This is a genomic window from Sphingopyxis sp. P1IMeth2, from assembly GCF_900185685.1.
In the GTDB taxonomy this organism is placed as follows: Bacteria; Pseudomonadota; Alphaproteobacteria; order Sphingomonadales; family Sphingomonadaceae; genus Sphingopyxis; species Sphingopyxis terrae_A.
Window position 1 is genome coordinate 792,748 of sequence record NZ_FYAT01000001.1, and the last position, 16,532, is coordinate 809,279.

At 63.2% G+C, this 16,532-nt stretch carries 22 protein-coding genes; 7 read left to right on the forward strand and 15 right to left on the reverse strand.

Going from position 1 to position 16,532, the window contains the following annotated elements; all coding sequences use genetic code 11:
• Positions 1-146 precede the first annotated feature (146 nt).
• Positions 147-602 carry an Hsp20 family protein gene (locus P1IM2_RS03760; protein ID WP_062901391.1) on the forward strand — a complete coding sequence of 152 codons (456 nt, stop codon included), beginning with the start codon at positions 147-149 and terminating at the stop codon, positions 600-602.
• Between the two features lie 82 nt (positions 603-684).
• Here the strand turns inward: P1IM2_RS03760 and P1IM2_RS03765 are convergent, their stop codons facing one another.
• The 12 genes from P1IM2_RS03765 to P1IM2_RS03820 all read right to left on the reverse strand — a co-directional run bounded on the left by P1IM2_RS03765 (position 685) and on the right by P1IM2_RS03820 (position 8,986).
• The gene (locus P1IM2_RS03765) at positions 685-1,167 is read right to left on the reverse strand and encodes a GNAT family N-acetyltransferase (protein WP_186401461.1); all 483 of its coding nucleotides are present in this window, start codon (positions 1,165-1,167) and stop codon (positions 685-687) included.
• Positions 1,164-2,273, reverse strand: coding sequence for a M14-type cytosolic carboxypeptidase (locus P1IM2_RS03770; RefSeq protein WP_062901393.1), 1,110 nt, complete (start codon positions 2,271-2,273; stop codon positions 1,164-1,166). Before P1IM2_RS03770 ends, P1IM2_RS03765 begins: the two co-directional genes overlap by 4 nt.
• Positions 2,270-2,896 (reverse strand): DUF4136 domain-containing protein, encoded by a 627-nt coding sequence (locus P1IM2_RS03775; RefSeq protein ID WP_062903067.1) that lies wholly within the window; start codon positions 2,894-2,896, stop codon positions 2,270-2,272. The genes P1IM2_RS03770 and P1IM2_RS03775 overlap by 4 nt, the downstream gene beginning before the upstream one ends.
• 73 nt (positions 2,897-2,969) lie before the next feature.
• Positions 2,970-3,602: a cell wall hydrolase gene (locus P1IM2_RS03780; protein WP_062901394.1), complete on the reverse strand. Its 633-nt coding sequence runs from the start codon at positions 3,600-3,602 to the stop codon at positions 2,970-2,972.
• Between the two features lie 195 nt (positions 3,603-3,797).
• Positions 3,798-4,136 (reverse strand): DUF1491 family protein, encoded by a 339-nt coding sequence (locus P1IM2_RS03785; protein ID WP_186401462.1) that lies wholly within the window; start codon positions 4,134-4,136, stop codon positions 3,798-3,800.
• Positions 4,137-4,157: 21 nt separating this feature from the next.
• Complete coding sequence (locus P1IM2_RS03790; RefSeq protein ID WP_062901396.1) at positions 4,158-4,622, reverse strand: PTS sugar transporter subunit IIA; 465 nt, start codon at positions 4,620-4,622, stop codon at positions 4,158-4,160.
• A 164-nt stretch (positions 4,623-4,786) separates the two neighbouring features.
• Positions 4,787-5,362 (reverse strand): ribosome hibernation-promoting factor, HPF/YfiA family, encoded by a 576-nt coding sequence (gene hpf, locus P1IM2_RS03795; RefSeq protein WP_003042145.1) that lies wholly within the window; start codon positions 5,360-5,362, stop codon positions 4,787-4,789.
• A 47-nt stretch (positions 5,363-5,409) separates the two neighbouring features.
• Positions 5,410-6,111 carry a DNA polymerase III subunit epsilon gene (gene dnaQ / locus P1IM2_RS03800; RefSeq protein ID WP_062901397.1) on the reverse strand — a complete coding sequence of 234 codons (702 nt, stop codon included), beginning with the start codon at positions 6,109-6,111 and terminating at the stop codon, positions 5,410-5,412.
• Positions 6,112-6,130: 19 nt separating this feature from the next.
• Positions 6,131-6,754, reverse strand: a complete 624-nt coding sequence (gene coaE, locus P1IM2_RS03805) for a dephospho-CoA kinase (RefSeq protein ID WP_062901398.1) — start codon at positions 6,752-6,754, stop codon at positions 6,131-6,133.
• Positions 6,751-7,575 (reverse strand): shikimate dehydrogenase, encoded by an 825-nt coding sequence (gene aroE, locus P1IM2_RS03810; protein WP_062901399.1) that lies wholly within the window; start codon positions 7,573-7,575, stop codon positions 6,751-6,753. Before aroE ends, coaE begins: the two co-directional genes overlap by 4 nt.
• On the reverse strand, positions 7,572-8,168 hold the full coding sequence (locus P1IM2_RS03815) for a Maf family protein (RefSeq protein WP_082819859.1): 597 nt from the start codon (positions 8,166-8,168) through the stop codon (positions 7,572-7,574). Before P1IM2_RS03815 ends, aroE begins: the two co-directional genes overlap by 4 nt.
• Complete coding sequence (locus P1IM2_RS03820; protein WP_062901400.1) at positions 8,168-8,986, reverse strand: pyruvate, water dikinase regulatory protein; 819 nt, start codon at positions 8,984-8,986, stop codon at positions 8,168-8,170. The genes P1IM2_RS03815 and P1IM2_RS03820 overlap by 1 nt, the downstream gene beginning before the upstream one ends.
• Positions 8,987-9,322: 336 nt before the next feature.
• Here P1IM2_RS03820 and hemE point away from each other — a divergent pair, with 336 nt between their 5' ends.
• The 6 genes from hemE (at position 9,323) to P1IM2_RS03845 (ending at position 13,742) form a co-directional block, all read left to right on the forward strand.
• A complete protein-coding gene (gene hemE / locus P1IM2_RS03825; RefSeq protein WP_062901401.1) occupies positions 9,323-10,351 on the forward strand; it encodes a uroporphyrinogen decarboxylase in 1,029 nt (342 codons plus the stop codon).
• A 4-nt stretch (positions 10,352-10,355) separates the two neighbouring features.
• Positions 10,356-10,808 carry a CopD family protein gene (locus P1IM2_RS03830; RefSeq protein ID WP_062901402.1) on the forward strand — a complete coding sequence of 151 codons (453 nt, stop codon included), beginning with the start codon at positions 10,356-10,358 and terminating at the stop codon, positions 10,806-10,808.
• 192 nt (positions 10,809-11,000) lie between these two features.
• Complete coding sequence (gene rho, locus P1IM2_RS03835) at positions 11,001-12,257, forward strand: transcription termination factor Rho (RefSeq protein ID WP_003042126.1); 1,257 nt, start codon at positions 11,001-11,003, stop codon at positions 12,255-12,257.
• A 48-nt stretch (positions 12,258-12,305) separates the two neighbouring features.
• The gene (locus P1IM2_RS19035; RefSeq protein WP_409574527.1) at positions 12,306-12,485 is read left to right on the forward strand and encodes an antibiotic biosynthesis monooxygenase family protein; all 180 of its coding nucleotides are present in this window, start codon (positions 12,306-12,308) and stop codon (positions 12,483-12,485) included.
• Between the two features lie 81 nt (positions 12,486-12,566).
• Positions 12,567-13,277: a TerC family protein gene (locus P1IM2_RS03840; protein WP_062901404.1), complete on the forward strand. Its 711-nt coding sequence runs from the start codon at positions 12,567-12,569 to the stop codon at positions 13,275-13,277.
• Between the two features lie 63 nt (positions 13,278-13,340).
• The gene (locus tag P1IM2_RS03845; RefSeq protein WP_062901405.1) at positions 13,341-13,742 is read left to right on the forward strand and encodes a DUF1489 family protein; all 402 of its coding nucleotides are present in this window, start codon (positions 13,341-13,343) and stop codon (positions 13,740-13,742) included.
• Here the strand turns inward: P1IM2_RS03845 and P1IM2_RS03850 are convergent.
• The 3 genes from P1IM2_RS03850 to P1IM2_RS03860 are packed head-to-tail and all read right to left on the reverse strand — an operon-like array spanning position 13,739 to position 16,458.
• The gene (locus tag P1IM2_RS03850; protein ID WP_062901406.1) at positions 13,739-15,337 is read right to left on the reverse strand and encodes an FMN-binding glutamate synthase family protein; all 1,599 of its coding nucleotides are present in this window, start codon (positions 15,335-15,337) and stop codon (positions 13,739-13,741) included. The genes P1IM2_RS03845 and P1IM2_RS03850 overlap by 4 nt on opposite strands.
• A 15-nt stretch (positions 15,338-15,352) precedes the next feature.
• Positions 15,353-15,763, reverse strand: coding sequence for a nuclear transport factor 2 family protein (locus tag P1IM2_RS03855; protein ID WP_062901407.1), 411 nt, complete (start codon positions 15,761-15,763; stop codon positions 15,353-15,355).
• Entirely contained in the window at positions 15,760-16,458 is a 699-nt protein-coding gene (locus P1IM2_RS03860; RefSeq protein ID WP_186401464.1) for a dienelactone hydrolase family protein, read from the reverse strand. The genes P1IM2_RS03855 and P1IM2_RS03860 overlap by 4 nt, the downstream gene beginning before the upstream one ends.
• Positions 16,459-16,532 lie beyond the last annotated feature (74 nt).

Here is a 16,532-nt window from a genome sequence, read left to right on the forward strand (position 1 = left end):
TTTCGGGCAAGGGCCACCGCCCCTCTTGAAAAGGGTCGGCGCCATCCCAGATTCGGAACATCCGGTCGCCAAAACGGGGCCGGATGGAAGCCGCGGCAGGCCATGCCGCGGCCCGATGACTTCGCTTTGCAAGGAAGGAATGACCCATGCGTAACAGCTTTGACTGGACCCCCTATCGCCGCTCGACCGTCGGTTTCGATCGTCTGTTCGACTTTCTGGAAAACAGCGGTTCTGCCGAAAATTATCCGCCCTTCGATATCGAGAAGGTCGCCGACGACCATTTCCGCATCACTGTCGCGGTGGCGGGTTTCAAGAGCGACGAGATCGACATCACCGCGCAGCAGAATATGCTGACCGTCAGCGGCCGCAAGGCGCCCGCGAAGGAAGGCGAAACGCGCCAGCTTCTGTATAGCGGCATTGCGACGCGCGCCTTCGAGCGCCGCTTCCAGCTTGCCGATTTCGTGCGCGTCGATCGCGCTGACCTCGCCGACGGGCTGCTGATCATCGACCTGGTGCGCGAAGTGCCCGAAGCGATGAAGCCGCACAAGATTGCCATCGGCGGCACGCAGCCCACGGCGATCGAAGCCAAGAAAGCCGCGTAAGCCAGCGGCTAACGCCGGTCCGAATGGGCCGTACGAACGGGGTCCGGCTGTCCCTTCCGGGCCCCGTTTCTGCTCGGCGTTGCTAGATTGCGCGCGTCATGAAGCGACTGAATGGATCGGGCCTGTAATCCGCGAATGGCCCACAATCGGTGAAGCCATGTCGCCGGTAGAGCGCGAGCGCCGGTTTGAAGGCAGCGCCTGACCCGGTTTCGAGGCTGAGCCGCTCAAGCCCGGCCGCGCGGGCCACTTCGATAATGTGGCTCAGCATCCGGGCGGCGACACCGCGGCGCAGAAAGGCGTCGGCGGTGCGCATCGACTTGATCTCGCCGTGCCGGCCATCGAGCCGCTTCAGCGCGCCGCAACCCGCCAGATCGGGGCCGCAATGAATCGACCAGAAGGTAACACCGGGGGCCTTCAGTCCCTCGAAATCGAGAAAATGGCAGCTTTCCTCGGGCGAGTTTGCGAGCATGCCGGCAAAATGCCGTCCGAGCAGCGCGCGGATCGGGGCGCCTGACAGATCGTCCTCGACGATATGCCAGCCGTCCCGACCTGCAGCATCGGTCAAAGCATCTGATCCAGCGTCGCGAGGCACGCGTGCGCGAGCAGCTTCGAGCGTTCGGGCGACCAGCCGGCGACGGGATCGGGCAGATCGCGATTGTCCTTGAACGGCATTTCGATCGTCATCGACACCGCACCAAAGCGCTCGGCGAGCTGCGTGGTCGACATCGACAGATTGGCCTTGCCCGGCGCTGAGCTTTCATAGCCGAGCGCGGTCTGGAAATCGGGCGTGTTGGCGGCAAGGGCGGACTGGAAGGCCAGATAGCGCGCCTGTTGCTCGTCCTTCAACGACGGGATGCCCTCGAAACCCGCGAGGAACACCGCCGGAATCGCCTCGTCGCCATGAACGTCCATCGCCCAATCGACGCCGCTTTCGTCCATCGCATTGCGCACCGCGAGCACTTCGGGGCTGCGATCGGCAGTGGGATTGTCCCATTCGCGGTTGAGATTCACCCCGGCATAGTTGGTGCGCAGATGACCGCGGCGCGACCCATCGGGGTTCATGTTCGGTACAAGGTGGAAACGGCATTTCTGCCGTAGCGACCGGGCATGGGGATCGGCCGGATCGGTGAGCTTCTCAAGCGCGCCTTCCATCCACCATTCGGCCATGCTCTCGCCCGGATGCTGGCGCGCATACAGCCACACCTGGACCGGCCCGGTGCCCATTTCGAGGCAGTCGATCGGCTGCCCCTCAAGACTGGTGCCGAGACAGCGATAGGAAACGCCGTCGCATTCAGCGACAGAGGCGACCAGGTCGTGATGCCGTTCCATCGAATAGGGCGCGAAATAGGCGATCCACAGAAGCTGCCCTTCGGCGCTGTGGTTGATGGTGAGCGTCCCGGCTTCGTAGCCGGTGTCGAGCCGGAACCAGTTTTCGCGGTCATAGCTGGCGCAGGCGGCATAGCCGGGCCAGCCATCGGGATAGGCCGAATCGCCGAGCCCGGCGATCGCCAGTTCAAGTTCATCGCCCACCGCGCAGCCCACGCGGAAATGGAACCACTGGAAGAAATCGGATTCGCGATCCTTGCGGATCGAAAGGCGGGCACGCGTGCCATCGATCGAATCCACGACGATATTGCCGCTGTCGAAGGCGGCGTTGATGCTGATTGTCATGGAACGCTGATAGTGCGTCCCGATTCGCCGGGGAAGTCCTTGAATAGGGCTTCGGCCAATTTCGCGGCAGCAATCGACGGTTGTGCCGCAGGCGCCTTCACCGGCACCGCGCTGAGCGCCCGGCCTTCCCACACGGCCTGGCCCGTGGCCGCGTCATCGATACGCACCGACAGCTGCAGATCCTGCATCTGTTTCGGCCCGCCACCAAGATTGATGCCGATACCGAGGCCCACCCCCGAGCCATAGCTGCCGGTCGATCCGCCAACGCCGACCGAAACCGGCGAACGCTTCGCAAGCGGCATGCGATCGCTGCGGTCGAAGGCTATGCGAACCTTGAGCGGCGCGGCCGCTCCTTCGGGCGCAGCGACGAAGCCCAGCAACTGCAGCTGACGCTCCACCGCGATGCGATAACTGTTCCATTCGAGTGACGGCTGCGCCGCGCCGCCCGTCGCCGAGGCATCGCCGTGCGGCAGCACTTCGACGGCATAGCGCGTGCCTGGGGCCAGGCCGGCGGTTGCATTGTTATGGAAGCGGGTAACCTCGACGGGGGGAACCGCCGTGGCACAGCCGCCGAGCGCAAGCGCCACTGCCGCGAGCAGGGCGACGGAAAATTGACGCGTCATGCCCGCATCATGCGCCAGCAAAAATGGCTTGGCAATGAACGAGGTGGGGGGCGTGGCCCCCGCACCCTCGAATTCAGCGATAGAAGATATGATTGTCGATCTGCGCGATGCGCGTCTTGCGCCAGCCGGGCGAGACGTAGCGCGCATGGAAGAACAGCGCGCCTGGCGCCTTGTTCTGCCAGCTGCCGTCGCGCGCGATCTGCGCGATTGCGATCGCATTCGACCATTGGCCGGCATTGCGCACGGCGGGCATCTTGCCGCGGCGCACGAAGCTGAACTGGCTCGGCTGATGGACGACGCCGCACAGGCTCGTCGGGAAGCGGCCCGACTTCGCGCGGTTGATCACGACATGTGCGACCGCGAGCTGCCCCGCGAGCGATTCGCCGCGCGATTCGAAATAGACCGCCTGCGCGAGGCAGCGCAGTTCGGGATCGATCGTCTCGGGCTTCGGGGTCGCCGCGACCAACTGGGCCAATGTATCGGCAACAGCGCTGTCGTCGGTGGCGGTATCGACCGGCGTTTCGGCTTCGGTCGACGGAGCTGCCGCATCGCTGTCGGCCGGAACATCGGCGGCGGGCAGCGTGATCGCGGGAATGTTGGCGTCGGCGGCCAGATCACTGGCGAAGCCGGGTTCGGCCAACGACAGCGCGGCAAAGGCAGTGATGCCCACGGCAGCCACGCTGGCAGCGTTCAGAATACGACTCATCTAATCCGTCAAAAGGGCGGCTGACGAACCTAAATCTAACAGGCTGGGGGATCGTTGATCCTGAACCACCTGCGGTCGTCATCCGACTGCGTGTCCATATCGGTAAATCGGGCCTGTCCGAAAAGACGGATGCAACCCGCGATACGACCTACGCGTTATCAAGTGGCCGGGCACCTATTGTGCGCCGCAACAGAGTCAAGTTAACGCGCCCCACTCCGCGACGAGACGTGGCGCATCTGCGATATCCAGTTCGACGATCCACAAGTCGGAATCGGCTTTTCGCCGCCGGTCCTGATAGTTTGCGCGTTCTTCACCATCGCTCGCGGGATCGGGTCCGACCGCTTCCCATATATAATTGCCAGTCATCGCAAAGCGGCGTTCGAGCAGCGGCCCCGCCACCCCTCGGTCGCTGCACTGGACGAGGATCGAGCCGGAATGATCGTCGCCCGCGGCAAGAACCGCAGCGAATCCGCCCGCGGCCTCGGTTTCGCGGATAAGAAGATCGACGAGGAACCGGCTGGTGAAGCGCGTCATCGGAGCATCCGCCCCGGAAGGTCAGGCCGCGTCGCGCGCTTCGGCATCGACGAGCATGGCATAGAGCGCTTCGTCATTCTTCGCACCGCGCAATCGTTCGGCAATGCTCTCATTGCGCAGCATACGCGATACGCCGGCGAGGGCCTTCAGATGGTCGGCGCCCGCGTCGAGCGGCGACAGCAGTATGAAGAGAAGATCGACCGGCAAACCATCGACCGCCTGAAAATCGATCGGCCGCGCGAGCTGCAGGAACATGCCACGCACGCCGTTGAGATCGGCCATCTTGGCATGCGGCAAGGCAATGCCGCGACCAAAGCCGGTCGAACCGAGCCGCTCGCGCTCGAGCAGCGCCTCGCTCACTTCGCCCGCGTCGAGTCCCAGCGACCGCGCCGCCAGTTCGCCGACATAGGGGAACAGCGCCTTTTTGGAATCGAGCTGCACATTGGCGCGCACGGTGGCGGGATAAAGGAGGGAGGATAGGTTCATTGGTCTGGTCAAATCTGCATGGCCGCAAGGCGACGCCACGCGGGTCATCCTGTTGGCGTTGGTTCGCTTGAGCGTACTAGGCTGGCCCCCGCCGTCCGGCTTTCGGGCTTTGTTGGGCGCGGCCCTTAGGCCGAACGGCAGAGAAAATCCAGCCCTATTGTCTGCTAGCGCGGCTCGACCCAGCCAATGGTGCCGTCGCGGCGGCGATAGACCATGTTGTGCGACCCCGTCTTGCTGTTGACGAAAAGCAGCGCATTGGTGTCACGCAAATCAAGCATCATGACCGCATCGGACACGCTGCTCGTCGGGATATCGACGCGGGTTTCGGCGATGATCGCCGGCGCATCGCCTGCATCTTCATCATCGGTGCCGCCGTCGAAAACGACATAGCTGGCATTGTCCTCGATCGTCTCGATCGTCACCAACTGCGCACCATTGCCATTGTTGCGATCCTTCAGCCGGCGCATATAGCGGCGCAGCTGCTTTTCGATACGGTCGGCCGCGCCCTCGAACGCAACATGCGCGTCCTGCGCCTGGCCATGGCCTTTCAGGACCAGACCCTGCATGACATGCGCGACAATGTCGCACTGGAAACTGTCGTGCGGTCCCTTTCCGAAGGTCGCGTGCGCCCCGATCGCGCGCGAGAAATATTTGTCGGCAATCGCGTTCATCCGGTCCGACACATGCGCCTGCAGCGCTTCGCCGGTTTCGATCTGGTGGCCAGAGACGCGGATTTCCATTTTTCTTCTCCTTCAGTCATGTCCACGGGATCGCGGGGGAGCCGCGATCAGGGACTATCGTGCCACAGAGGTTGATTGAGTGTGGCGACGAATTCTGCATGACGCGCCAGTTCGGCCGGGGTTGCACCGTGCGGGCGCGGTTCGCGAAACGGGCGGGTGGGGGCGACGGATCGGACGGGTGCCGGTGCGGCACCCCGCGCCGCGGCGGCGGGTTCGGCGGCGAGCCCCAGCCCGATCTGCCGCCCGCCGGTCATTTCGATATAAAGGTGCGCCAGCAGTTCGGCGTCGAGCAGCGCGCCGTGCTTGACGCGGTGGCTGCGGTCGATGCCGTAGCGCGTGCAAAGCGCATCGAGGCTGTGCTTGGCGCCCGGATGAAGCTTGCGCGCCATCTGCACGGTGCAGCACATGCGCGCCATATCGAGCGGCGGCCGGCCGACGCGCGCCAGCTCGGCGTTGACGAAGCCGAAGTCGAAAGCGGCGTTGTGCGCCACCATCGGCGCATCGCCAAGAAAGTCGAGCAATTCGTCGACGCGCGCGGCAAAGAGCGGCTTGTCGGACAGAAACTGGATCGAAAGGCCGTGCACCGCCTCGGCCTCGGCGGGCATATCGCGTTCGGGATGAAAATAGGCGTGAAAGGTCCGCCCCGATTCGCGGCGGTCGATCAATTCGATGCACCCGATTTCGACCAGCCTGTGCCCCGTTCTGGGGTCGAGGCCCGTGGTTTCCGTATCGAAGATTATCTCACGCATCTTTCAAACAATCTGGACCCTATTGCGCATGGAAACAAGAGGCGATCCGCCGAATCTGACGATGGGTCTCGCTTTTCGGGCGGCCGGTTTCGATCAGGAAATCGGCGCGCGCGCGCTTGACGCGATCGGGAACCTGCAGGCCCCGGATCGCCTTGAACTTTGCATTGGTCATGCCGGGCCGGCGCAGCACGCGTTTGCGCTGGATCCACATCGGTGCGGTGACGACGGCGACTGCGCCGACGCGGTGCCAGCCCCCTTTTTCGAACAGGAGCGGAATGTCGAGCACGACGACATCGCGCGCGCGGTGACGGGCAAGGAATTTCTTCTGCGCGCGGCCGACTGCGGGATGGACGATCGCTTCGAGTGCGACAAGCTCGTGGCGGTTGCCGAGCACGCGGCGGCCGAGTTCCTGGCGATCGACGCCGCGCGGACCGGTGGTGCCGGGAAAGCGCGCCTCGATCGCGGCGACCAAGGCACCGCCGGGACCTTGCAGGCGGTGAACTTCGGCATCGGCGTCGAACACCGGCACCCCTTCGCGTTCGAACATCGTTGCCGCGGTCGACTTCCCCATGCCGATCGAACCCGTCAGGCCGAGAATGAACGGTCGGCGAAGCCGCGATCCGGGGCGCTTGTAATGCGTCATGCGGTGAGAATCGCGCGCAATTCCTCGTCGCGACCTTCGGGCGGCGGCGCGCCGAAAAACAGCTCGAACGCTAAGGCCGCCTGACCGATCAGCATGTCGAGCCCATCGACGATGTCCAGCCCGCGCGCGTCCGCAGCGCGGAGCAGCCCTGTCATCAGCGGCGCGTAAACAAGATCGTATACGATCGCATCGTCGGGCAACGGTGACAGATCGAGATCGAGCGGCGGCTGCCCCGTCATGCCAAGACTGCTCGAATTCACGAGCAACGCGGCCGGCGGAAGCGGGGCATCGAGCGCGACGACATCGCCCTTGAGGCCAAATGTGGCAAGCAGGCCCATCGCCTTCAGCGGCGAACGGTTGAGGATGGTGACATGCCCCACGTTCGCGCGCGCGAGCGCAAAAAGCACCGCTCGCGCCGCGCCCCCGGCGCCGATTAGCGCGACCGGCGCGCCTTCGAGATCGAGTTCGGCGAGCGGGGAATAAAAGCCCGCGGCGTCGGTGTTGGTCCCGATAAGCGATCCGTCGCGTTGCCGCACGATCGTGTTCATCGCACCGATCGTGCCGCGAATGTCGCCCGGATCATCGACCAGATCCATCACCGCGATCTTGTGCGGGATGGTTACATTGCATCCGCGCCAGGCGGGATCGGTCCGGCGCTGGGCGATATAGGCGGCCAGATCGTCAGGTTTCACATGCGCGGGCCGATAGTCGCCCTTCATTCCCAGCGCATCGAGCCAGAAGCGATGAATCAGCGGCGATTTCGACTGGGCAATCGGATCGCCGATCACCTCGGCATAAGGCGCGGGCTCGGCAGCGGTCATTGCGGCGCCAGTCCGGTGGCGCGCAGCCATGCCATCAACGGCAGCATCGGCATGCCGATGATCGTCCAGGGATCGCCTTCGACCCGATCGAACAATTGCACGCCCGCCCCCTCGATTTCGTAACAGCCGACGGTCCAGCGGATGCTGTCCCAATGCTGCGCCACATAGTCGGCGATGAAGGCGTCCGACAAGGGCCGCATCCACAGCCGCGCCTCGCCGATCGCGCGCCAGACCGGCGCGCCGTCGCGCGCTGCAACGACCGCGCTGAACAATTTGTGCCGCGTCCCCGCCATGCGGCGCAGATGGTCTGCCGCCTCATCGGGGCTCGCGGGCTTGGCGAGCATTGTTCCATCGGCAAGCGCGAGCGTCGAATCGGCACCGATTACGGTAACGCCAGGCAGCCGAGAAGAAATCTTGATCGCCTTGGCCTCCGCCAGCGCATCGGCAATGTTGCGCGCCGTCTGGCCGGCGGCAACGAGACCGGCCGTCAGCGCTTCTTCATCGACATGCGCCGCGGTCGCTTCGAACGCGATGCCGGCAGCGCGCAGCATCGCTGCGCGGCCGCTGCTCTGCGATGCAAGGACGATCTGCATCACGCCGTCCGGCCCCCGCGATCCTCGACCAGCTTGATCACCGCAGCCGCCGTTTCCTCGATCGAACGGCGCGTCACGTCGATCACCGGCCAGTCATTGTCGGCGAACATGCGGCGGGCATAAGCGATTTCGGCTTTCACGCGTTCATCGTCCACATAGGCGGTTTCGGGCGCCTGATTGAGCGAGAGCAGACGGTTGCGGCGCACCTGGACGAGGCGGTCGAGGCTGGTCGTCAGCCCGACGACGAGCGGACGCTTCAGATGATAGAGGGCGTCGGGCGGCGGCGATTCAGGAACGATCGGAATATTGGCCGTCTTGTACCCCCGGTTCGCCAGATAGATGCTCGTCGGCGTTTTGGAGGTTCGCGAGACGCCAGCGAGCAGAATGTCGGCCTGTTCCCAATTTTCCCAGCCGATCCCATCGTCATGCGCGACGGTGAACTGGATCGCCTCGACGCGCGCGAAATAGGCGGCATCGAGCGCATGCTGACGGCCCGGCCGCGCCTTGGCTTCCTGCCCGAGCATGCGCGACAAGGCATCGGTTACGGCGTCGAGCGCGGGAACAAGCGGCAGGCCCTGGGCCTCGGCGCGGCGCTCGAGACTGGCGCGTAACTCACCGTTGACGAGGGTGAAGAGGATCATGCCGGGGCTCGCCTGGACCTCCGCCATGATCCGGTCGAGATGCGATTCCGAGCGCACCATCGGCCAGAAATGGCGTACGACTTCGACGTCGTCGAACTGTGCGATCGCCGCCTTGGCGATATTTTCGAGCGTTTCGCCGGTGGAATCGGATATCAGGTGAAGGTGGAGGCGGTCCATCACCTCTCTTGCCGCCTTGCGATCCGAAAAGGCAAGCCGTGAAGCGAAATTCCGAGGCTGTGGATAAGTTCGCGGACAAGCCCCGGGATGAAATCGGCAGGGCGATTCCATCCCCGGCCGCGTCGATTCCGTCCCACCGCTTATCCACAAGGGACAAGTCTTATCCACAGGCTGTGAATAGCGGGGATGAGAGCCAACGACTCCGTGGCGTTTGGCGGACCAGCCGGAGTCAAGCTGTTGGCAAAAAGGGCGGCTGCGCCTAAAGCGCGCTTATCCGCCCGCCAACAATCCACCACAATCATTTATATATATTATGAAGAGAGAAAGAGGGGCCGCGTGAAGGCGTCATCGAAGAGCTTGCTGGCAACGCTGCGTGGGGTGCGGCAGGAACGGCCCGCCCTGTGGCTGATGCGCCAGGCCGGTCGCTATCTTCCCGAATATCGTGCGTTGCGGGCGACGAAGGGCGGCTTTCTGGAACTATGCTATGATCCAGAAGCTGCGGCCGAAGTAACATTGCAGCCGATCCGCCGCTTCGGATTCGACGGTGCCATTCTCTTTTCGGACATTCTGGTCGTGCCGCATGCGCTGGGGCAGCGGCTGTGGTTCGAGACGGGTGAGGGGCCGCGGCTGGCCCCGGCACTCGTCGATAGCGCTCTGGCGTCGCTTGAGGCGGCGCCTGAGCGGCTCGACGCGGTCTATGCTACCGTAGCGCGCGTGGCAGCTGCCTTGCCGCCCCAGACGACCTTTCTGGGATTTGCCGGCAGTCCCTGGACGGTCGCCACCTATATGGTCGCCGGCCAGGGATCGAAGGACCAGGCCGCCGCCCGGCGCATGGCGCTCTCTGATCCGGTGGCATTCGGCGCGATCATCGATGCGATCGTCGACCTCAGCGTGACCTATTTGTCGGGGCAGATCGAACAGGGGGTCGAGGCGGTCCAGTTGTTCGACAGCTGGGCAGGAAGCCTGTCCCCTGCCGAGTTCGAACGCTGGGTGATCGCCCCCAATGCCGAAATCGTCCGGCAACTGAAGGCGCTCCATCCCCACACGCCGATCATCGGTTTCCCGAAGGGCGCGGGCGGCAAGCTGGCGGCATATGCCCGCGGGGTCGGCGCCGATGCGATCGGTCTTGACGAAACGGTCGATCCCGCTTGGGCCAATGATGATCTTCCCGATCATCTACCGGTGCAGGGCAATCTTGATCCGCTCGCGCTGGTCGCCGGCGGCCCGGCTCTTGACGCTGCGATCGATCGCATCCTTGCAGCTTTCCCCGAACGGCCCCATATCTTCAATCTCGGCCATGGTATCGTGCCCGACACGCCCATAGCCCATGTCGAACATCTGATCAGGCGCGTGCGAGGCGAGTAGCGGGATGGCAGACTGGACTGGATTTCTGGGGGTCACGATGTTGTGGGTGAAAGCGGCGCATGTGATTTTCGTCATCTTCCTGATGGCGGGTCTTTTCATGATGCCGCGCTTTTTCGTCTATCATCACCAATGTGCGGTGGGGTCGGACGAGGACAGGAAATGGATCGAGCGCGAAGATCGCCTGCGCAAGATCATCCTCAATCCCTCGCTCGTCCTCGTCTGGATCCTGGGTCTGATGCTCGCTTTCAATGGTGGCTATTGGTCGCAGGGCTGGTTTCACGCCAAGCTCCTGCTTGTCCTGCTTCTGTCGGGCTATCACGGCTGGACGATCGGCTATTTCAAGAAGCTGAAGCGCGGCGAACGACCTCTGTCCGAAAAGCGCCTGCGGATGCTCAACGAGGTACCGGGCGTAGCCGCGGCGATCATCGTCATTCTGGCGGTCGTCCGGCCCTTTTGACCTCTCGTCTCGGCGACAGCCGATTGACTTGACGAAATCGGCGGCTTAGGGGCCGATCAACCCGGCTTTCCGTCGGCGGCGCGATCTTGGCGCCGAAGCTATCGTGAACGGTCGTCCCCCGGCCGGATAGGCACCGCCTGGTGCGCCGTATCGAACGAATTTTCCTATATTTCTGTTACCTGGAATCCATCCATGCATCTTAAAGAACTCAAGACAAAATCGCCCGCGCAGCTCGTCGAAATGGCTGAAGAGCTGGGCGTCGAGGGCGCCTCGACGCTGCGCAAGCAGGATCTGATGTTCTCGATCCTCAAGGAGCTCGCCGAAGAGGGCGAGGAAATCATCGGATCGGGAACGATCGAGGTTCTGCCCGACAGCTTCGGTTTTCTGCGTAGTCCCGAAGCCAATTATCTTGCCGGTCCCGACGACATCTATGTGTCGCCCAATCAGGTCCGCAAATATGGTCTGCGCACCGGCGACACCGTCGAGGGCGAAATTCGCGCGCCGAAGGACGGCGAACGCTATTTCGCGCTGACCAAGCTGATCAGCGTCAATTTCGACAATCCTGAGGTCGTGCGCCACCGCGTCAATTTCGACAATCTGACGCCGCTCTATCCGAACCAGAAGCTCAAGCTCGATACGATCGATCCGACCGTCAAGGACAAGTCGGCGCGCGTGATCGATCTCGTCAGCCCGCAGGGCAAGGGCCAGCGCGCGCTGATCGTCGCGCCGCCGCGCACGGGTAAGACGGTGCTGCTGCAAAATATCGCGAAGGCGATCACCGACAATCACCCCGAGGTCTATCTGATCGTCCTGCTGATCGACGAGCGGCCCGAGGAAGTCACCGACATGCAGCGCAGCGTCAATGGCGAGGTCGTCTCCTCGACCTTCGACGAGCCCGCGACGCGCCACGTCCAGGTCGCCGAAATGGTGATCGAAAAGGCGAAGCGGCTAGTCGAGCACAAAAAGGATGTCGTCATCCTGCTCGACTCGATCACCCGCCTCGGCCGCGCATACAACACCGTAGTGCCGAGCTCGGGCAAGGTTCTGACCGGCGGTGTCGATGCGAACGCGCTTCAGCGTCCCAAGCGCTTCTTCGGTGCTGCGCGCAATATCGAGGAAGGCGGATCGCTGTCGATCATCGCGACCGCGCTGATCGATACCGGCAGCCGCATGGACGAAGTCATCTTCGAAGAATTCAAGGGCACGGGTAACAGCGAAATCGTCCTCGACCGCAAGGTCGCCGACAAGCGCATTTTCCCGTCGCTCGACGTCGGCAAGTCGGGCACCCGAAAGGAAGAACTGCTCGTCGAGAAGGACAAGCTCAGCAAAATGTGGGTGCTGCGCCGCATCCTCATGCAGATGGGCACGGTCGATGCGATGGAATTCCTGCTCGACAAGATCAAGGATTCCAAGACCAACGAAGATTTCTTCGACAGCATGAACCAGTAAGCCGCGATGGCCGTGATCGAGCATGCCTCGCTGCCGGTCCGGCCTGGAATGGAAGTGGAATTCGAAGCGGCCATCGCCAAAGCGCGGCCGCTGATCGAAGCCTCGCCCGGCTTCATTTCGCTGACCCTTCGTCGGGGCGTTGGGAACCGGACAGCCCTATCTGTTGTTGGCAGAATGGCGAACGGTCGCGGATCATCGCGATGGTTTTCGTCGATCCGACCGCTATGAACGGTGGCGGGCGCTGCTGCATCGCTTTTACGACCCCGTGCCGGGGGTGAGCTATTTCGGAGACGCTGTGTGATTTTGGACATGTTGACGCAGGCGGCGGCCACTGCCGGGCCCGGTGGGTTCGGCGAAATCTGGTCGCACATCGTCGCCGATTTTTCGAACATCACTGAACCCGCCGCGCTCGCTGCCTTCGTGCAGGTGCTGATGATCGACATCGTGCTGGCCGGCGACAATGCCATCGTCGTCGGCGCGCTCGCCGCAGGACTGCCCGCCGATCAGCGCAAGAAGGTGATCCTGATCGGCGTTCTGGCGGCGCTCGTCCTGCGCATTGCCTTTGCCCTTGTCGTCACGCAGTTGATGCAGATCGTCGGTCTGATCTTCGTCGGCGGTCTGCTGCTGATCTGGGTCGCCTGGAAGATGTGGCGCGAACTGCGCGAAGGCGCGCATTCGGCCGGATCACCCGAGATTGAGGGCGACGAACATTCGGGGTTGAAGCCTGCCAAAAGCTTTGCCGCCGCCGCCTGGGCGGTCGCGATCGCCGACGTCAGCATGAGTCTCGACAATGTGCTTGCGGTTGCCGGCGCGGCGCGCGAGCATCCGGGCATCCTGATCGTCGGGCTGATCTTCGCGGTCGCACTGATGGGTATCGCGGCGAATATCATCGCCAAATATATCGAGCGCTATCGCTGGATCGCCTATGTCGGCCTTGCCGTCATCCTCTATGTCGCGGTCAAGATGATCCACGAAGGCTGGATCGACCCCGCGGTCGGGCTGGGAACATTGTTCGGCTGAACAAAAGCCGGTCTCGTGAGAGGCCGGCTTTTCTTTTAGCGGCGGAATCCCCATTTGGCGGATATGGCAAAGCTCCATCTCACCCGTGTTGCTGTGGGTTGTCCCGACTATCCGTCGCTGGATGCGCGGATTGCCGCACGCGCAGAGCAGGGCGAAGTGCGGTTCACGACGCGGTTCAAGCCGAAACGTGCCGACGAACTGATCGGCGGCAGATTGCATTTCATCATTCGTCACATGATCGTCGGGCGCGTCGAAATCCTGGCTTTTGACGATCGGGATGATGGGCGGGTCGATATTGTGTGTGCGGCCAGGCTCGAACCCGTTCATCCGCAGCCCAAGCGTGCGCACCAGGGCTGGCGTTATCTGAGCGAGGCCGATGCGCCCAAGACTGCGGATGGCGCGAGCGGAATCGGCGATCTGCCGCCCGAGCTCTATCGCGAATTGGCGGCGATCAGCCTGATCTAACGCTCACCGGGCGTGCCTTCGATGGCGGCGCGAAAGCTGTCGGCACGCGCCATGGCCCAATAGCGCGCGCTGGCGACCGATCCCGGATCGTCGAGCAGAATGGAGCGCGGGTAGAAGCTGTAGATGCGGTCGATCGAATCCGAGCGTGCCGAATTCAGCCGCTCGTGGAGATGGTGCGGCCTTATCTGCCATGGATCGTCGAGCCCCATTGCGCAGCTGATATCCCATAGCGCCGACACGGTGGACGCCTGGAACCGGCGGACCCGTTCGGCCTTGTCCTCGACGACCAGACCGCGTTGGCGTCCGGCATCCTGCGTTGCCACGCCCGTCGGACATTCGTCGGTGTGGCATTTGAGCGACTGGACGCAGCCGAGACTGAACATGAAAGCGCGCGCCGCGTTGGACCAGTCGGCGCCGAGGGCGCAATTGACCGCGAGCCCGGCGCCCGAATGCACCTTGCCCGAGGCGGCTAGACGGATTTCTTCCTTGAGCCCGCAGCCGACAAGCGCGTTGCGGACGAAGATCAAGCCTTCGCGAAGCGGCATGCCGACGCGGTTCGAAAATTCAACCGGAGCGGCGCCGGTGCCGCCTTCGGCGCCGTCGACGACGATATAGTCGAGGCGGATTCCCGTCTCGAGCATGGCCTTCATGACGGCATAGATTTCGTGCGGCTGGCCGACGCAGAGCTTGATCCCGACCGGCTTTCCGCCGGTGAGATCGCGTAGCTTCGCCGCCCATTCGACCATTTCTATCGGCGTCGAGAAAGCGGAATGCGCGGCCGGCGACACGCAATCCTTGCCTTCGGGAACTCCGCGCGTCGCAGCGATCTCGGCGCTCACCTTCGGGCCTGGCAAGACGCCGCCATGCCCCGGCTTCGCGCCTTGGCTGAGCTTGATTTCGATCATCTTGACCTGATCATGTTGCGCGGCATCGCGAAAGCGATCGGGGTCGAAACGACCTTCATCATCGCGGCAACCAAAATAGCCGCTGCCCAGCTCCCAGACGATGTCGCCGCCGTGGACACGGTGATAGGGGCTGAAGCCGCCTTCGCCGGTATCGTGGTAGAAATCGCCTGCCTTGGCGCCAAGATTGAGCGCCTCGATCGCCTTGGCGCCGAGCGACCCAAAGCTCATGGCCGAAATATTGAGGAGCGCCGCATCATAAGGCCGTGCGCATTGTGCGGTTCCGACGCGGACCCGCCGCGTCCGGTCATGCGCTTCGGCGGGCGCAATGCTGTGGCTCATCCATTCATATTCGTCCGAATAGACGTCGAGTTCGGTTCCGAAGGGATGGCTGTCGAGCTGCCCCTTGGCGCGGGCATAGACCAGATCGCGTTCGTTGCGCGCGAAGGGACGGCCGTCGAGCGGGCTTTCGACGACATAAGCGTAAAGAAAGGGCCGCAATGCCTCGAACAGCCAGCGGATGCGCGCGATCAGCGGATAGTTGCGGCGCAGCGAATGATGCGACTGCATGACGTCGTAAAGCGCCACGAGCAGCAACGGCGTCCAGATCAGCAAGCTCCAGCGCGCGGGCGCCCACCATAGCGCCAGCGCAATCGCAGCGATCAGGCCGGGAATGACGATCCATCGGCGCATGACAGGGAAACGCGGTCAGCCCGCCTGCGCTGCAAGCATCGCCGCCATTTTCTCCCAAACCTTGTTGATCGCCTTGAGCGGGCGAACCATAACCTTGAAATCCTGTATCTTTCCGTCGTCGTTCCAGCGAATTATATCGACGCCGTTGATGTGGATTCCCTCAAGTTCGGTTGAAAATTCGAGGCAAGCCTGGTTGCCGTCGGCGATTTCACGCAGATAGCGAAAATTTTCACCGCCGAGCACATGGCTCGCGGCGTGCAGATAGGCGAACACCTTGTCGCGGCCTTCTTGCGGCGAGTGAACGACGGGAGAATGAAATACCGCGTCGTCGGCCAGCATCGCGCGCAATGCTTCCGGATCGCCGCCCGCCGCCATATAGGCGTGCCAGGCGGCAAGTCCGGGATGGACGCCGGACCCGGCGCTCATGCAAGAGCCTCGGCGAAGAAATCGCGCGTCCGGCTGTCGGCAAGCTGCGCGCCATCGTCGTTGCGGCGATTGCCCATCGTTGCTGCGAAGCCATGGTCGAGGCCGGGATAATCGTGGAGCGTAACTTTGGGATTGGGATCGAGCGCTTCGTGGATCTTTGCCTGCGCGGCATGATCGACGAAATGATCCTCGGTCGGAATGTGGAGCATCAGCGGCTTGGCAATCGCATGCGCCTCGTTCAGCATCGTGTCGATCATGACGCCATAATAGCCGACCGAAGCGTCGATATCGGTTCGCGTCGCCGCCATATAGGCCAGCCGTCCGCCAAGGCAGAAGCCGACGCAGCCGACCTTGGTCGCGCCCTGGCTGTGCAGCCAGCGGATCGCGGCCTCGATATCCTTGACGCCCAGGTCGGCATCATATTGCCCGAAATAGCCAAGCGCTTCCTGAAATTCGGCCTCGATATCGGGGCTGAGTTCGACACCGGGCGCGAACCGCCAGAAAATGTCGGGGGCGATCGCCAGATAACCGAGCGCCGCCCAGTCGTCGGCCTTTTTGCGGATGCCTTCGTTCACGCCGAAGATCTCCGGGATTACGATGATGGCGCGCGTCGTGTCGGCATCGGGCCGCGCGACATAGGCGGGAATCCGGCCTTCTCCGTCGAGTGCGGCGATTTCGCTGTTGGTTGGCGACATGAGGGGCTCTCCTGACTCTTGCTTATTGGCTGTGAAAGCGCGAAGCTAGCCGCCGACAGGGCGACGCTCAAGCG

Excerpts from the sequence above, each read along its gene's own strand:
- P1IM2_RS03830 (WP_062901402.1), top strand. The coding sequence starts at position 10,356 with ATGGCAGACTGGACTGGATTTCTGGGGGTCACGATGTTGTGGGTGAAA.
- P1IM2_RS03815 (WP_082819859.1), bottom strand. The coding sequence starts at position 8,168 with ATGCAGATCGTCCTTGCATCGCAGAGCAGCGGCCGCGCAGCGATGCTG.
- hpf (WP_003042145.1), bottom strand. The coding sequence starts at position 5,362 with ATGGAAATCCGCGTCTCTGGCCACCAGATCGAAACCGGCGAAGCGCTG.
- P1IM2_RS03860 (WP_186401464.1), bottom strand. The coding sequence starts at position 16,458 with ATGTCGCCAACCAACAGCGAAATCGCCGCACTCGACGGAGAAGGCCGG.
- P1IM2_RS03845 (WP_062901405.1), top strand. The coding sequence starts at position 13,341 with ATGGCAAAGCTCCATCTCACCCGTGTTGCTGTGGGTTGTCCCGACTAT.
- P1IM2_RS03770 (WP_062901393.1), bottom strand. The coding sequence starts at position 2,273 with ATGACAATCAGCATCAACGCCGCCTTCGACAGCGGCAATATCGTCGTG.
- P1IM2_RS03775 (WP_062903067.1), bottom strand. The coding sequence starts at position 2,896 with ATGACGCGTCAATTTTCCGTCGCCCTGCTCGCGGCAGTGGCGCTTGCG.
- P1IM2_RS03785 (WP_186401462.1), bottom strand. The coding sequence starts at position 4,136 with ATGACGCGCTTCACCAGCCGGTTCCTCGTCGATCTTCTTATCCGCGAA.
- P1IM2_RS03820 (WP_062901400.1), bottom strand. The coding sequence starts at position 8,986 with ATGGACCGCCTCCACCTTCACCTGATATCCGATTCCACCGGCGAAACG.
- P1IM2_RS03760 (WP_062901391.1), top strand. The coding sequence starts at position 147 with ATGCGTAACAGCTTTGACTGGACCCCCTATCGCCGCTCGACCGTCGGT.
- P1IM2_RS03840 (WP_062901404.1), top strand. The coding sequence starts at position 12,567 with ATGTTGACGCAGGCGGCGGCCACTGCCGGGCCCGGTGGGTTCGGCGAA.
- P1IM2_RS19035 (WP_409574527.1), top strand. The coding sequence starts at position 12,306 with ATGGAAGTGGAATTCGAAGCGGCCATCGCCAAAGCGCGGCCGCTGATC.
- P1IM2_RS03850 (WP_062901406.1), bottom strand. The coding sequence starts at position 15,337 with ATGCGCCGATGGATCGTCATTCCCGGCCTGATCGCTGCGATTGCGCTG.
- coaE (WP_062901398.1), bottom strand. The coding sequence starts at position 6,754 with ATGACGCATTACAAGCGCCCCGGATCGCGGCTTCGCCGACCGTTCATT.
- aroE (WP_062901399.1), bottom strand. The coding sequence starts at position 7,575 with ATGACCGCTGCCGAGCCCGCGCCTTATGCCGAGGTGATCGGCGATCCG.
- P1IM2_RS03790 (WP_062901396.1), bottom strand. The coding sequence starts at position 4,622 with ATGAACCTATCCTCCCTCCTTTATCCCGCCACCGTGCGCGCCAATGTG.
- P1IM2_RS03855 (WP_062901407.1), bottom strand. The coding sequence starts at position 15,763 with ATGAGCGCCGGGTCCGGCGTCCATCCCGGACTTGCCGCCTGGCACGCC.
- P1IM2_RS03780 (WP_062901394.1), bottom strand. The coding sequence starts at position 3,602 with ATGAGTCGTATTCTGAACGCTGCCAGCGTGGCTGCCGTGGGCATCACT.
- dnaQ (WP_062901397.1), bottom strand. The coding sequence starts at position 6,111 with ATGCGTGAGATAATCTTCGATACGGAAACCACGGGCCTCGACCCCAGA.
- rho (WP_003042126.1), top strand. The coding sequence starts at position 11,001 with ATGCATCTTAAAGAACTCAAGACAAAATCGCCCGCGCAGCTCGTCGAA.